Consider the following 14,358-nt stretch of genomic DNA (forward strand, 5'->3'; position numbering starts at 1 on the left):
CGTCATGAAAATTTTATCCGCCGCTCTTGTTTCAATAGCAGTGACCACCGCGGCATTTGCCGATGAAGGTCAAGGTCCCTTCATGGTCGTGGAACAGGGCAGAAGCTTTGCACGCCTGGATGAGGCGGTGCAGGCGATTGGCGAGGGCAAGGGCGTCATTCTGATCAGGCCGGGCAGCTATCGGCAATGTGCCGTCCAGTCGGCCGGTATGATCACCTTCAAGGCCCGAGAGCCCGGCACGGTCATATTCGACGGCGCGACCTGCGAGGGGAAGGCGGCGCTTGTCCTGCGGGGGCGGGGAGCGATTGTGGACGGCGTCATTTTCCAGAATATGCGCGTGCCCGATGCAAATGGAGCCGGCATCAGGCTCGAGCGCGGCGATCTGGATGTCGTGAACAGTCTTTTCCGAAATAGCGAACAGGGCATATTGACGGCGGCCGATCCTGCCGGAGCGATCCGGATCGACCGGTCCAGTTTTCAGCATCTCGGCCGTTGCGACCGCGGACTTTCCTGCGCTCACAGCATTTATGTGGGCGGCTATGGCAAGCTGAGCGTCACCCGATCCCGCTTTGAACTAGGCAATGGCGGCCATTATGTAAAATCGCGCGCAGCCATTGCCGACATTGTCGGGAACAGCTTCGACGATACAGGAGGCCGTGAGACCAACTACATGATCGACCTTCCCGCGGGGGCGACGGGCCTTATTTCAGGAAATCAGATGGTGCAGGGCCGCAGCAAGGAAAATTACAGCGCGTTCATTGCGCTGGCCGCGGAGGGCAAGGAAAACAGTTCCAACGGGCTGGTGATCAGGGACAACCGCGCAGCATTCGCTCCAGGCATTACGCGTTCAAGCACCTTTGTCGCCGATTGGAGCGGCGATCGGATAGCACTGGGCCCGAATGTGTTGGGTCAGGGAATAAAGCCGTTCGAACGGCGCTGACCATTATTTCACTTACTGATGCGCTGACGGTAGGTGATGTTTACCCGGTCCGAAAGGATCAGATAGGGCAGCCAGATTGCGGCGCTGATAAGCACCTTCTTCAAATTGCCTTCCAACAGATCGAGCAGCGCCCGTTCGACCGGCATCGGCACGCCGGATACCGAGGCGACGAGCTTCGCTATGCTGAGCTGAGCCAGCAGGTCCATGCCCCATACAAGCACCAGAAAGCGGGGAAAGAACGGCACCAGCCGAATAGCCATCACAAAGGCGAAGACATATAGGCTGGTCAGGATGACGACGTCGGCGACCATGACGTGAAACAACGCCTGATACCACCCCGGCGCGTGGCTCCCCAAGGCCGGTATCGCTACCAGGAACTCCGCGGTGCGGACCGGCACGTTCAAAAGCATGCCGACCAGTAGGGAGGCCATTAGGCCGGTAGCGCCAAAGGCGGGAAGCGCCCGAGCATCGAGGCAATTTACCCGCCGCCAGCGGCCATAGCGCGAAAGACGAATTGCAGGCTGCGCATAAAGCTGGCCCGAGGGAAACATGCGAAGCGCAAAGAATAATGTTGCCACCGGCGCCATCGTGACCGCCACATAGGGCAAGGCATTACTGACCACCCCTAAGCCTGGATCGATATGCGTGACGGCAAAGGCCAGTCGAAGACCGCAAGCGAAGCTTATGATCAGCATCCATATTGCCGCTATGGATCGAAGGTTGGCCTGCAAGGCCGCCACCAGCCGAACGCTCTTGCCGTGAAGGTTCCGAGAAAGCCGATCAATCATCGCGGCTCCACTATAGCCAAGGAAAGACGGGAATGTCAGGGCCGAGTTTGGACCATTGTGGTTAACCAATGGTCAACGTCGGGTTCATGTTCCTAAGCCTATGAACAAAATGGGTTTTCTCCATCCGGTTTGTCATTCAGTCCGGAATGTTTAGATCTAGTACTTTATAGAATTGGATAGAGGGCGGTGTTTTCTCTACAAGATCACGGGATGGACGGCAGAAGTTCAGGCTGGTTTCTTGCTGTGGAGCGATTTTAACATTGCGCATCCTATTGATAAATCACCGGTATTTTGTCGCCAGCGGGGCCGAGCGCTACTTATTCAATATTGAGCGCGTCCTTGAACGAGCCGGGCATGAGACGGCTATATTCTCTATCGACTATGGTCAGAACCAGACGTCGCCCTGGTCTCCCTATTTTACGACCCCGATTGGCGGCCCCGATGAGATATTCTTCGACCAGCACCGCAAGCGGCCCGCGTCGTTCGTCAAAACCTTCCAACGTCTATTCTATTCCGCTGAGGTCGAACGGGACCTTGCAAGGCTGATCGAAGATTTTCGTCCCGACGTCGCCTATCTGATGCTTTTCATGCGCAAATTGTCCCCTTCTGTGCTGGTTGCTCTTCATAAGGCAAAAGTTCCGGTCGTCGTCCGCGTGTCGGATTATGGCTTCCTTTGCGCGGAACATCATTTTCTTCGGAAGGGGCGGACCTGTACCAAGTGCCTGGAAGGGCGCCTTTGGCCGGGGGTGGTGCATGGCTGCGTCCACGACAGCCGGCTGGTGTCGGCGATGGACGCTGCGGCGACGTGGTATCACAGGCGGAGCGGCTATCTCGACCTCATTGACCGGTTTGTCACGACTAATCCTTTTCTCACCCAGATGATGATCAAGGGCGGGTTCCCACCGGAGCGGCTGGTCTGCGTTCCGACGTTCGCGGATGAGGAGATGTTTTGCGGTCAATCGCCGGGCGCGCGCCGGCATCTGCTCTATTTCGGGCGTCTGGATCCTTCCAAGGGGCTTGAAACGCTGATCGACGCCATGGCGATCCTGCGAGCCCGTATGGGGCGGGCGCATATCCCACCCCTGCGCATTGTCGGTAGCCCGCAATATGTGGATTATGGGCGTGAATTGGTGCGAAGGGTGCGGGCCGCCGGTCTTTCGGATTGCATCCATTTCGATGGCCCCGTCGCGGCTGAGGACATTCCCGCTCTTTTGAAGAATGCCGTTGCCTCGCTGATCCCGTCGCTCTGGTTTGAAAATTTGCCCAACAGCTATCTTGAAAGCATTTGTGCGGGCGTGCCGGTGATTGCATCCGACCTGGGTTCATTGTCGCTGGCAATCGAGCATGACAAGGACGGGCTACTGTTTCGTGCGGGGGACAAAGAGGAACTTGCCTCGACCATTGAACGGCTGCTGACTGATCACAATCTGGAAGAAACGCTGCGGCGGGAGGGACCTGCCAAGGCGCGGCGGGAATATTCGGCCGGCCGTCATCTTGAACTGCTCACCAGTCTTTTTTCGTCGCTGACCGGCATGGCAGGCGCCGCCGCGCCCGATCAGGACGGGTTGAAATCGGCAAAGCGGATCATGTCTCTTCCCTGATAATCCTTACTGCCGAAAACCCGACCGGTTATGCCCTCATAAGCCGCGAGCGGAAGCGTCGCCAAAAGCCTCGCCAGATAGACCGGGTCATGGCGCCCGATGGACAGCGCAAGTTTGGTGATCTCATCTATCCGGCCACGTCTGATCGCCCGGTGAAAGAGGAAGCGGCTTAGCCGATTGCGCCCGGTGCGGAATGCCCGCGCCAGATCAGGATGCCGCGGCAACAAGTCCAATGTGCACAGGTCGCGCGAACGAAGCATCTGAAGGACGTCGCTCGACATATTGTCGGCAAGGTCGCGATATCCGGTCAGCGGCTGCGGGACGAGGCCAAAGCTGTAACGCTCCGCAATTTCAAAATACAGCTTCCAGTCCTCGCAGCCCTGGCCCCCACGTGCGCGCAGGGAACTGTCATAGCCCGTGGTATGGGCCAGAGCCGTGCGGCGTATGAGAGCTGAACTGCCGTTGCCGATGAAATTGTGGAAGGCGAGTGGCGCCAGCACTTGCCCCTGATGCTCCGGCCGATGGCGCAACTGCTTCACCCGTGAACGTTCGTCGATCAGCGCAAACCAGGTATACACAAGGCCTAGTTCCGGTCCGTTGCGGGCGAACAGTTCCACTTGCCGTGCGATTTTGGTGGAATGCCACAGATCATCGGCGTCGAGCGGCGCTATGAATTCACCGCTTGTAGCCGTAATGCCCGCGTTTCTCGCGGCGGCGACACCGCCATTTATCTGCCGGATCAGGCGAACGCGCCCGTCCCGCGCAGCATAATCCTCCACAATTTCAGAGGTGCTGTCGCTGGATCCGTCATCGACGACCAATATTTCCAGCGCTTGATGCGTCTGGTTGATCGCGCTCTCCAGCGTCTCCGCTATCGTGCGACTCGCATTATAGGCAGGAATGACTACGGAAACCGTGCTGTCTGTCTGTGCCAGGGTCTTACTCCGGTTTTTACGCAGGTAATCAGATGCCTTGCGCTTGGCCTCCAAAAATAGCTTTGTTCATCGTATAAATCGAACTCGTCGCCGCAGCATATCATTTTAGGTTATACGCGCGGCGCCGCAGTTCCTCCATTGTCACGCAGACGACCAGAGGTACCAATGCCGCCTATTGCGATCGAGCATATCGACGCGTCTGCCATGCCGCCCACATTATTGCGTGGGGCGGCGGAGACGCTCATTATTTTTTGGTGGAAGGATGTCCCGGTAGGTCAGGTACGTGACCGGGGAAGGCCGGGCACTGTCATCGACCTTCAGACTCATTGGTCCGACATCTCGGGCAAAGCCGTGTTCGAGCGTGCAACGCAGATCGCCAGGCAGCCACCTAGACCATCTCCCGCGGCATCGCTTGTGATCTGCACGCGCGACCGTCCCGATGAGTTGCGCCGCTGCCTCGCTTCGCTTCCGGGACAAAGCCAGCCGCCGGTCGAAATTATTGTGGTTGACAATGCGTCCCGGGACGATCGAACCCGCAAGGTGGCGGAAGCGGCAGGCGTGATCTATGTGCGGGAGGACAGGGCGGGGCTGGACATTGCACGCAATAGTGGTGTTCTTCGTGCCACTGCCCGGATCATCGCTTTCACCGACGATGATGTGCATCTGCATCCCCGTTGGCTGGAAAGACTGGTTCGCGCGCTTGAAGACAATGACGCCATGGCAGTTACGGGATTGGTCCTGCCCGCCGAACTGGAAACCGAGGCGCAGCAGATTTTCGAAACCTATTGGAGTTTCGGCCAAGGCTATGAACCGCTGAGCTTCGGTTCAGACTTTTTCGCTGCGGATCGAAGCACTGGCAGCGAGGTTTGGAAAATCGGTGCAGGGGCCAGCATGGCCTTTCGCCGCGAAGCGTTTGAAATAGCGGGGCTGTTCGATGAGCGGCTCGATGTGGGTGCTGCCGGCTGTTCGGGGGATTCGGAATATTGGCACCGGGTGCTGAGTGTTGGCGGTACTTGCTTCTACGAACCGGCGGCCGTCGCATTTCATTATCACCGCCGGGAGATGGAGGGCCTGTCCGCCCAAATCTACCATTATATGCGCGGGCACGCCGCAGCCCTTCTGGTCCAATATGAGCGTACGCATAATCGCGGTAATTTGTGGCGAGCCTTCAGCCTTATGCCCCGCTATTATGCCCAGCGGCTTTGGCAGAAATTCCGCTACGGAGTCCAACCGGATAACCAATTTCTCGGTAAGGAAGTTACTGGCTTCATCGCGGGCCTCCTTTATTATGCGCGGCATAGCCGGGGCAACGCTCGATGACGGCTGTGTCGGTCATCATTCCTGCTCGGGATGCGGAAGCAACTCTGGGAGAAACTCTGGCGAGCGTTCTCGGCCAGGAATTCGTGGATATTGAGGCCATTGTCGTCGATGACGAATCGCGCGACGGCACGGCCAGCATCGCGGCTGATCGTGCAAAGGACGATGGGCGCATCCGGATCGTGACCGGTCCCGGCGAAGGAGTAGGGGCGGCTCGGAACGAGGGCTTGCGGCATGCACGGGGCGATGCCGTGCTATTCCTCGATGCCGATGATTGGATCAGCCGTGGTCATGTCGAGCAGTTGCACTCTGCATTGCGCAAAGACGAGAATGCCGCTGCAAGCTATTGCGGATATGTGCGGGTCACGCCCCAGGGACAGGCCTTCATGCCCCGCTTTGCAAAGGACCTTGCGGTCGATCCGGCGCAGGACTTTGCGCACCGCAATCCGCTTGCCAGTCACTCCATGCTTGTCCTGCGTCAGAGGATAGAGGCCATCGGCGGATTCGATTCAAGCCTCCCTACCTGCGAAGACTGGGATTTATGGCAAAGATTGGCTTTTTCAGGTGCAATGCTGACGGAGGCTCCGGGGCTATATGCCTTTTACCGGATCGGCCCTGACTCGCTTTCAGCCAATGTAACCCAGCTTTTTTCCGATGCCGCTACGGTGATCGCAAGGGGATTCGCGCACCTTGGCGGCACGTACAAAGACCGCCAGCTCATGGATGAAGCGCAGGACATGGCGCTCGCCTATTTCGGGCTTTGGTGCCGTACGGTTGCCGCGGCTCAAGGACAGCCATTGCAGAATTTGCCGCCCTTGCCCCAGATTCAGGCGAAGGAAGAACGTCTTCAGGCCGCGGCATCAATGCTGTTGGAGGCGCTTTGCACGGGCGCTTGCCGCACTCCTGCAAGTTTTGCGCGGGACTGGTCGGCAACGAATGAATTGCTGGATCGGGCAATGATAGACAGCGTGGTGTCGCCGGAAACGCGTGAAGGATTAAAACTCAAGTTGGCGGGAATGCTGCGCGTGGAGCCTTCCTCGCCAAAGGAATTGGTGAGCGTCGTCATACCGGCCTATCGCGCCACCGATACGATCGGTGAGACGCTGGCCAGCGTCCGGCACCAGACCCATTCGGCGCTGGATATCACGGTCGTTGATGATGGCTCCCCTGACGCAACACCAGACTTGGCGCTGGCCGAAGCGTCAGAGGATCCGCGTATCTGCGTGATGCAGCAAAAAAACGCCGGCGTAGCGGCGGCGCGGAACGCCGGTTGGAAAGCGGCGGCCGCCGATCTTATCGCCTTTGTGGATGCGGACGATCTTTGGGGACCCAACAAGATCGCGCTCCAATTGAAGGCGCTGAGGGAGGCGGGTGAGGAGGCGGGCCTCGCCTACACATGGTATGCCAAAATCGATGCGGACAGCCATATCATCAGCAGCAATTACCGACCTTTGATTTCGGGCAGAGTATTGGAAGACATATTTCGGGGAAATTTCGTCGGCAATGGCAGTGCGGCCTTGATAACCCGATCCGCGCTGGAGGCGGCGGGCGGGTTCGATAGCAGCCTGAAAGACCGCGAAGCGCAGGGCTGCGAGGATTTCTCCATCTATTTTCGCATTGCCGAAAAATACCGCTTCGCGCTCGTGCCTGAGCCGCTCACCGGCTACCGTCAGCTCAGCGGGGCCATGTCCAGCGACATGATGCGAATGGTTCGATCTTTCGAGCTAGTCGGCCAAGAGATGTTGAGCCGTCACCCGGATCATCGCCGCGCTATCATTCGCGGCCAAAACCATTTCATGATATGGAGCTTGAATACGGCGGCGGAGCGGGGCGATTTTGCTTCGGCGGTGCGGTTGATGCGTAAGTTTGCCCTGCGTGCGCCCCACCATATGGCTGCATTGATGCTGTGGCGCTTTCCCAGGGCTTTGATGCGGGGGGCAAGGCGTCGGATAGTAGGTACGCCTCGGCGGCGCAAAAACTATAAGCCCAGGAAGTTCATTATTGCCGGAAGGGACGATTGTGTGGGGGAAGAAGCCATGCGTGCCTAAGGGCCTTTTAGCCGACCGGCTGGCTACACTCAGGGATCTTTGGGGTTTGCTGGAAATGATTCCAGCGGCGCGGCGACCCATGCCGCTGCTGGTATTTCTTGGCGTCCTGGCATCGCTTGCCGAGACGGCCGGCATCAGCCTTATCATCCTTTTTCTTTATGCGGCGCTGGGGCAGTTGGACGAGCCGGAAGCCGCGATGCAAACCTTTGGCTCGGGAGCGGTATGGCTACTGGACGCGCTTGGTGGGCCAGTATCGCTTGCGGCAGTCATCTTCGCTCTCATCGTCCTGCGCGGCATTGTTGGTTATGCCTATACCCGCATTTCCGCAGGGCTCAGCGCCCGCATCAGCGAGACAGCCCGGAACCGGATTCACCGACAATATCTCCAGGTCGCCTATGAGTTTATCCGCCGCCATGAGCAGGCGGAGCTGATGGAGATTTTGGGGACCGACAGCTGGGGCGTGGCGGCCGCCAATTCGGCCTTTACGCGACTCATCATCAATCTCTGCGCCATTCTCGTCTTCGCCGTGTTTCTGTTCGCGCTGTCATGGAAGGTCACCTTGGCTGCGACGGTTTGCGCCTTTTTGGTGTCGGCATTCCTTGGAAAGCTGTCCCGGCCGGTCACCGAACTTGGCGCAGCGGTAAAGGCGGAGCATCAGTCGATGGGCGGCCTGATGCTCATGACCTTGCAAGGGATGCGGGCTATTCGGGCCTATGGCAGGGAAGCGGCCCAGCATCGCGCCTTTTTGCAATCCTCGGCGTCCGCTCGCCAAAGCCTTGCCCGTATGGATCGACTGAATGCCGCGATAGGCCCGGCAACGGAGATTGGGTATCTTGCCATATTATGCCTGATCGTAGTTGGCGCTGGCGTGCTTTCAATAGATTTCCATGCCACGCTGACGATTGTGGCCTTGCTCTATCGCCTGCAGCCGCATTTGCGCGAATTTGAGGGGAACCTGCTCTTCCTCGCACAATCCGCACCGCAACTGCGCGCCGTTCGCAAGATGATCGGGCCGGAGGGCAAAAGCTTTCCCGCTGATGGCGAACAGCCCATGCCTCCGGCCTATGAAGCAATCCAATTCAGGAATGTCAGCTTCGCCTATGATGGCAGTCCCGCGCTAGCGGATGCCAGTTTCGATATTCCCCAAGGCAAGATAACGGCACTGGTCGGAGCAAGCGGCTCGGGCAAGACTACCGTCGTCAACCTGCTGCTGCGCCTCTATGCCCCGGATCGCGGCCATGTCCTCATTGATACGTCGGAGATAGGCGCTATCCGCCGTGAGGAATGGCTGAAAACCCTTGCCGTCGCGGGGCAGGATATAGACCTTTTTGAAGGAACGGTCCGCGACAATGTGTCGATGGCTCGTGATGATCCGGAAGAGGCCGCCCTCTCAGAGGCTTATGAACTGTCCGGCCTCACCGAGCTTCTGGCCGGGCTCGACTATGGCGATTCAAGCTGGGTAGGACAGCAGGGCCTCAACCTTTCCGGCGGTCAGCGACAGCGCGTCGGCATTGCCCGCGCCATCTTGCGCGATCCAGACATATTGATTCTGGATGAAGCCACCAGCGCCCTCGATACAGCTTTGGAGGCCCGTATCCGTACCGCGCTGGAAACGCGCTTTGCAGGTAAGACAATCCTTATCATTACCCACCGCCTGGAAACCGTCCGGGAAGTGGATCATGTTATCTGTCTCGACCAGGGCAAGGTCATCGGCCAGGGTAGTCCCGCCGAGTTGCTGAAGCCTAAGCAGCCTGTGTCGGTTGCGGCCATTTCTTGACGTGATTTCTGATGGCGGCCTGCTGGCGCCGGTACCAGGAGACTGCCGTCCGGACAATCGTTTCTATGTCCGATATCTCGGCTTCCCAGCCTAGTTCCCGCTTTGCCTTACTAGCGTTGGCGATCAGGATGGGCGGATCGCCCGCTCGCCTTGGCCCTGTTTGAACCGGCCGGGTGCTGCCGCATTCGCTGGCCACGGCATTGGCGATCTCCAGGACGGTCGTGCCCTGTCCCGTCCCGAGGTTGAAGGCGTTAAAGCCCGATTGCGTCATGATCCATTCGCCCGCCAGCACATGCGCGCGCGCGAGGTCGCCGACATGGATATAGTCTCTTATGGCGCTGCCGTCCCGCGTTTCGAAATCAGTGCCAAACACAGTAAAGGCTCGCTCCTCCGACAGCGCTCCCGCTATGGCCAGCGGGATGGCATGGGTTTCCGGCTCATGCCATTCGCCAATGTCCCCATCCACATCGCAACCCGCCGCGTTGAAATAACGCAATGCTACACTGTCCAAGCCATAAGCAGGTGCATAATCGGCCAGCATTCTTTCCACTATCAACTTCGACCAGCCATAGGGATTTATCGGCCATTGGGGATGATCTTCGCCAATTGGAACATGTTCCGGTACGCCATAGGTGGCGCAGGTGCTTGAGAAAATCAGCTTCGTCACGCCTGCCGCGCGCATCCGGTCAAGCAGGGTGAAGGTGCCGATGCAATTATTGCGATAATAAAGTTCCGGTTGCCGCACCGATTCCTCGACATAAGCAAGGGCCGCAAAGTGCGCCACGCAATCGGGGCGATATTCGCGGAACACGGCGTCAAGTGCCCCTGCGTCCAGTATGTCGCCCTGTACAAGCGGCCCCCATTGCACCGCCTCGGCATGGCCGCGAGAAAGATTATCGAAGGTCACCACTTGCCACCCGGCGCGCGCAAAGGCCTTGCAGCAATGCGAGCCGACATAGCCCGCCCCTCCGGTGACCAGGATGGTTTGCTTCCTCATGTGTGCAAGTCGCCCCGGTCAATCAGGTCGCGGAAATAGCTGACCGTACGGCGTAGACCCTCTTCCAACGGAACGGTCGGTTCCCAGTCGAGCAGCCTTTTGGCGAGCGTGATGTCAGGCCGCCTCTGCCGGGGATCGTCCTGGGGCAGGGGGCGGTGCTCGATGGTCGATTTGCTGCCCGTCAGCTTTACGACGGCTTCGGCTAGGCCGAACATCGTGAATTCCACGGGATTGCCAAGGTTGACCGGACCCGTCACATCATCGGGAGAAGCCATCAGGCGCATAAGACCCTCGATCAGGTCATCGACGAAGCAGAAGGACCTGGTCTGCATGCCGTCGCCGTAAATGGTGATGGGATCGCCGCGCAGCGCCTGAAGGATGAAATTGGATACGACCCTGCCATCATCCGGCTGCATCCGCGGCCCGTAGGTGTTAAAGATGCGGGCGACCTTGATCGGCAATTGGTGCTGTCGCCAATAATCGAAGAACAGGGTTTCAGCGCAGCGTTTCCCCTCGTCATAGCAGGAGCGCGGGCCGATCGGATTGACCCGGCCCCAATAATCCTCGCTCTGGGGATGGACCTCGGGATCGCCATAAATTTCGGAGGTGGAGGCCTGAAGGATCTTCGCTCCGGTGCGTTTGGCGAGCCCCAGCATGTTGATGGCGCCGTGCACGCTGGTCTTGGTCGTCTGGACCGGGTCGAACTGATAATGCACCGGGCTGGCGGGGCATGCGAGATTGTAAATCTCGTCCACCTCGACGAACAGCGGGAAGGTAATGTCATGGCGAAGCAGCTCGAAACGGTGCTCCCCGTGCATGGACGCTATATTGTCGCGGTTTCCGGTGAAGAAATTATCCACGCAGACGACCTCATGGCCCTTTGCGAGCAGCCTTTCGCAAAGAAAGGAGCCAAGAAAGCCCGCGCCACCTGTCACCAGGACACGTTTCCGGCGCATCAGCGCCCGTCGGGTCTGCTTCAATTGTTCAATCCTGTCTGGTCCTGCTGCTCTGCGAAGATGCCAAATAAACAATGGGCCCACTATGTTCCTTCCGGTGGATTCCAAGCAATGTCGGATCATCCGTTCGGATAATGAGGCGGAAGCCAGAGCGAAGGCGAGACAGGATGGCGTTCTACCGGAACGGCGGTTCGTTAAAGGCCCTAAGCTTGCGGCTGTGGAGCTTCGCGCCCTCCTGGCGCAGCAGTTCGCAGGTTTCGACCCCAACGCGCAAATGGCTGGCTATCGCTTCTTCATAAAAGCGGTTGGCCTGACCGGGAAGCTTCAACTCGCCATGGATCGGCTTGTCGGACACGCAGAGCAATGTTCCATAGGGAACACGAAAGCGGTAACCCTGTGCCGCGATCGTTGCGCTCTCCATGTCGATACCGACGGCGCGCGACAGGCTGAAGCGCAGGGCGGATTTGGAAAAGCGGAGTTCCCAGTTCCGGTCATCCGTGGTGACGATCGTCCCGGTGCGCAGCCGACGCTTGAATTCCTCCTCCGTGCCGCCCAAAACCTGATGAGCGGCCTTCGCCATGGCCAGCTGAACCTCTGCAATGGCGGGAATAGGGATTTCGGGGGGGAGCATTTCGTCAAGCACATGGTCGTCCCGCAAATAGGCGTGGGCGAGCACATAGTCGCCAATCCTTTGGCTGGGGCGCAACCCGCCGCAATGCCCGATCATCAGCCACGCCTCTGGCCGGACCACGGCCAGATGGTCCGTGATTGTCTTGGCGTTGGAGGGGCCGACCCCAATATTGACCAGCGTGATGCCGCTGCGGTCCGGCGCCATCAAATGATAAGCGGGCATCTGGTGTCTGCGCCAGGCGCTATCGGCGATGGCGGCAGCCGGGTCTGCGGTGTCAGGCGTCACAAAGACGCCCCCTGCGCCCGATAAAGCCGTAAAACGCCCCTCCTTCTTTAACGCTTCGCAGGCCCAACTGACGAATTCATCGACATAGCGGTGATAATTGGTGAACAGCACAAAGCGCTGCACATGTTCCGGCGGAGTGCCGGTATAATGTTTGAGGCGCGCGAGCGAAAAGTCGGTGCGCAATCCGTCGAAAAGAGCCAGCGGGCGAACGCCCTCGGCGTCAGGAAGGAAGAGGCCGTCGGCAATTTCGTCCCCGATGTGCGACAGGTCAGTCGACGGAAAATGCCGGGCGAGTTCGGTCGGCGCGATCCCGTCCAGCTCCGCCATATCCAAGCCGTCCAGCACATAGGGAAAGGGAATTTGCTGCGTACTCTTCGCTACCTCTACGGTTACCCCGTAGTCCCGAACCAGCAGGTCGATTTGTTCCGCCAGATAGGCGGCATACATGGCGGGGCGGGTAATAGTGCTGATGAAAACGCCTGGAGTCGAAAGTCGGGCAAAAGAGCGGCCATGCTGGGAAGCATCGGGCCCCCCGGCGTGCGTGACCCGCAGCTCGGGATAGCAAAAAAGCCTCTGTTCGACGGCCTCGGGACCGGGAACCATGCCATCGGCGGCAAAGCGCAGCATGGCCGAGCGCAGATTCTGCAATGATGCCTGGTAAATCTCGTCGAGCTGCGCAACGACGTCCTTGCCTTGAACCGAAGGGGTCATGGACGAAAGGTAACGCTTTTGGGGAGTGTCGGGAAGGGCGGTAAAGCCAAGGCCAGCACAATTTCTGCGCTGGCCTTGAAAATATGAAGAAAGCGGCCCCGCAATGGGCCTATCGTTTCAAAGCTGTTCGAGCATATGTTCAGCCGAGGACACCTTATAATCGCCCGGTGCTTCGACAAAAATATTTTCGATGACACCGTCGTTGACGATCATCGAGAAGCGCTGTCCGCGCGTGCCGAGCCCAAATTTGCTGCCGTCCATTTCCAGGCCAACGGCGTTGGCAAAAATGCCATTGCCGTCCGCAAGCATGGTGACCTTGTCTTCAACCCCATTGGCCTTGCCCCATGCACCCATGACGAAAGCATCGTTGACGGCGGTGCAGGCGACCTCATCAATGCCCTTGGCCTTCAGTTCATCGGCCTTTTCGACATAGCTTGGCAGGTGCTTGGCTGAGCAGGTAGGCGTAAAGGCCCCCGGTACAGAGAAAAGAGCTACCCTCTTTCCCTTAAAATAAGTTTCGCTGTCGACCGCTTCCGGGCCGTTGGCAGTCATGGTGGTGAAGGTCACCTGAGGAAGCTTGTCGCCCTTGCTGATGGTCATTTTGGGAGGTCCTTTCTGATTCCGAATGGCGCGCCTGAGGTCGTGCCTCGGGCCTGCCGAGTCAAGCGCTTCGAACTCCCCGCCGCGAAATATATACGGTGCGCCGACCTCTGGGAGGGAAAGTGCAAGTGCGGTTGGACCGGCAGGGGGAAGTTCGATATTCTTCAACCATGGATGACGCGCCTTTTTATTCCGGAAGCCTGCTGCTGGCGATGCCCGGCATAGGCGATCCCAATTTCGAACGATCCGTGATCGCGCTTTGCGCCCATGACGAAAATGGCGCGCTCGGAATCAATATCGGGCAGGAAATTCCGGGTTTTTCGTTACGCGAGTTGCTCACGCAGTTCGATCTTCCGGGTGAAAACGTACCAGAAGTGCCCGTTCTGCGGGGCGGGCCGGTGGAGCGTCAGCGGGGCTTTGTTCTGCATAGCCTTGATTGGGGTGGGCAGGACATGTTGCAGGTGAGTGACCGCTGGGGTCTTTCCGGCTCGCTTGATGTGCTGAAGGCCATATCCGAAGGGCGTGGCCCGACGCGCTATATCGTGGCGCTTGGCTATGCGGGTTGGGGGAAGGGGCAGCTTGAGGAGGAAATGACGCGTCACGGCTGGTTCGTTGCGCCAGCGAGCGACACGATTTTATTTAGCACCGATACCCGCACACGATGGACCGCGGCATGGTCGGCAAGCGGGATAGACGCCAGCCTGCTGGCAAATCAAAGCGGCCATGCCTGAACGAACATCGGCAATCCGCCATTAACAATACCGGTCAATCT

Annotated in this window: 12 protein-coding genes; 6 read left to right on the forward strand and 6 right to left on the reverse strand. The window is 58.7% G+C overall.

The annotated features are described in order from the left end of the window. The first annotated feature begins 4 nt into the window (after nt 1–4). Nucleotides 5–940 (forward strand): right-handed parallel beta-helix repeat-containing protein, encoded by a 936-nt coding sequence (locus HNQ99_RS09520; RefSeq protein ID WP_184475411.1) that lies wholly within the window; start codon nt 5–7, stop codon nt 938–940. Between the two features lie 8 nt (nt 941–948). On the opposite strand, the gene HNQ99_RS09525 is transcribed toward HNQ99_RS09520, so the two are convergent. Beyond that, nucleotides 949–1,728 carry a DUF2569 domain-containing protein gene (locus HNQ99_RS09525; RefSeq protein WP_184475412.1) on the reverse strand — a complete coding sequence of 260 codons (780 nt, stop codon included), beginning with the start codon at nt 1,726–1,728 and terminating at the stop codon, nt 949–951. A 272-nt stretch (nt 1,729–2,000) separates the two neighbouring features. On the opposite strand from HNQ99_RS09525, the gene HNQ99_RS09530 reads away from it, so the two are divergent. Next, nucleotides 2,001–3,329 carry a glycosyltransferase gene (locus HNQ99_RS09530; RefSeq protein ID WP_184475413.1) on the forward strand — a complete coding sequence of 443 codons (1,329 nt, stop codon included), beginning with the start codon at nt 2,001–2,003 and terminating at the stop codon, nt 3,327–3,329. Here HNQ99_RS09530 and HNQ99_RS09535 read toward each other — a convergent pair. Next, nucleotides 3,284–4,318, reverse strand: coding sequence for a glycosyltransferase family 2 protein (locus HNQ99_RS09535; RefSeq protein ID WP_246414849.1), 1,035 nt, complete (start codon nt 4,316–4,318; stop codon nt 3,284–3,286). The two genes, HNQ99_RS09530 and HNQ99_RS09535, sit on opposite strands and share 46 nt — an antisense overlap. A gap of 111 nt (nt 4,319–4,429) precedes the next feature. Between HNQ99_RS09535 and HNQ99_RS09540 the strand changes: the two genes are divergently transcribed. Genes HNQ99_RS09540 through HNQ99_RS09550 form a run of 3 tightly spaced genes read left to right on the forward strand, consistent with a single transcriptional unit; the run spans nt 4,430 to nt 9,406 of the window. Further along, nucleotides 4,430–5,584, forward strand: a complete 1,155-nt coding sequence (locus HNQ99_RS09540) for a glycosyltransferase family 2 protein (RefSeq protein ID WP_184475414.1) — start codon at nt 4,430–4,432, stop codon at nt 5,582–5,584. Further along, nucleotides 5,581–7,629, forward strand: coding sequence for a glycosyltransferase family 2 protein (locus HNQ99_RS09545; RefSeq protein WP_184475415.1), 2,049 nt, complete (start codon nt 5,581–5,583; stop codon nt 7,627–7,629). The genes HNQ99_RS09540 and HNQ99_RS09545 overlap by 4 nt, the downstream gene beginning before the upstream one ends. Continuing rightward, complete coding sequence (locus HNQ99_RS09550) at nt 7,622–9,406, forward strand: ABC transporter ATP-binding protein (protein WP_322790352.1); 1,785 nt, start codon at nt 7,622–7,624, stop codon at nt 9,404–9,406. Before HNQ99_RS09545 ends, HNQ99_RS09550 begins: the two co-directional genes overlap by 8 nt. On the opposite strand, the gene galE is transcribed toward HNQ99_RS09550, so the two are convergent. The 4 genes from galE to HNQ99_RS09570 all read right to left on the reverse strand — a co-directional run bounded on the left by galE (nt 9,372) and on the right by HNQ99_RS09570 (nt 13,586). Next, on the reverse strand, nt 9,372–10,403 hold the full coding sequence (gene galE, locus HNQ99_RS09555; RefSeq protein WP_184475416.1) for a UDP-glucose 4-epimerase GalE: 1,032 nt from the start codon (nt 10,401–10,403) through the stop codon (nt 9,372–9,374). The two genes, HNQ99_RS09550 and galE, sit on opposite strands and share 35 nt — an antisense overlap. Next, nucleotides 10,400–11,359: a UDP-glucuronic acid decarboxylase family protein gene (locus HNQ99_RS09560; protein WP_184475456.1), complete on the reverse strand. Its 960-nt coding sequence runs from the start codon at nt 11,357–11,359 to the stop codon at nt 10,400–10,402. The genes galE and HNQ99_RS09560 overlap by 4 nt, the downstream gene beginning before the upstream one ends. A 175-nt stretch (nt 11,360–11,534) precedes the next feature. Next, on the reverse strand, nt 11,535–12,986 hold the full coding sequence (locus HNQ99_RS09565; RefSeq protein WP_184475417.1) for an AMP nucleosidase: 1,452 nt from the start codon (nt 12,984–12,986) through the stop codon (nt 11,535–11,537). A 117-nt stretch (nt 12,987–13,103) separates the two neighbouring features. Then, nucleotides 13,104–13,586, reverse strand: a complete 483-nt coding sequence (locus HNQ99_RS09570; RefSeq protein WP_184475418.1) for a peroxiredoxin — start codon at nt 13,584–13,586, stop codon at nt 13,104–13,106. A 170-nt stretch (nt 13,587–13,756) separates the two neighbouring features. On the opposite strand from HNQ99_RS09570, the gene HNQ99_RS09575 reads away from it, so the two are divergent. After that, nucleotides 13,757–14,317 (forward strand): YqgE/AlgH family protein, encoded by a 561-nt coding sequence (locus tag HNQ99_RS09575; protein ID WP_184475457.1) that lies wholly within the window; start codon nt 13,757–13,759, stop codon nt 14,315–14,317. The last annotated feature ends 41 nt before the right edge of the window (nt 14,318–14,358 follow it).

The organism is Rhizorhapis suberifaciens, from assembly GCF_014200045.1.
Classification (GTDB): domain Bacteria; phylum Pseudomonadota; class Alphaproteobacteria; order Sphingomonadales; family Sphingomonadaceae; genus Rhizorhapis; species Rhizorhapis suberifaciens.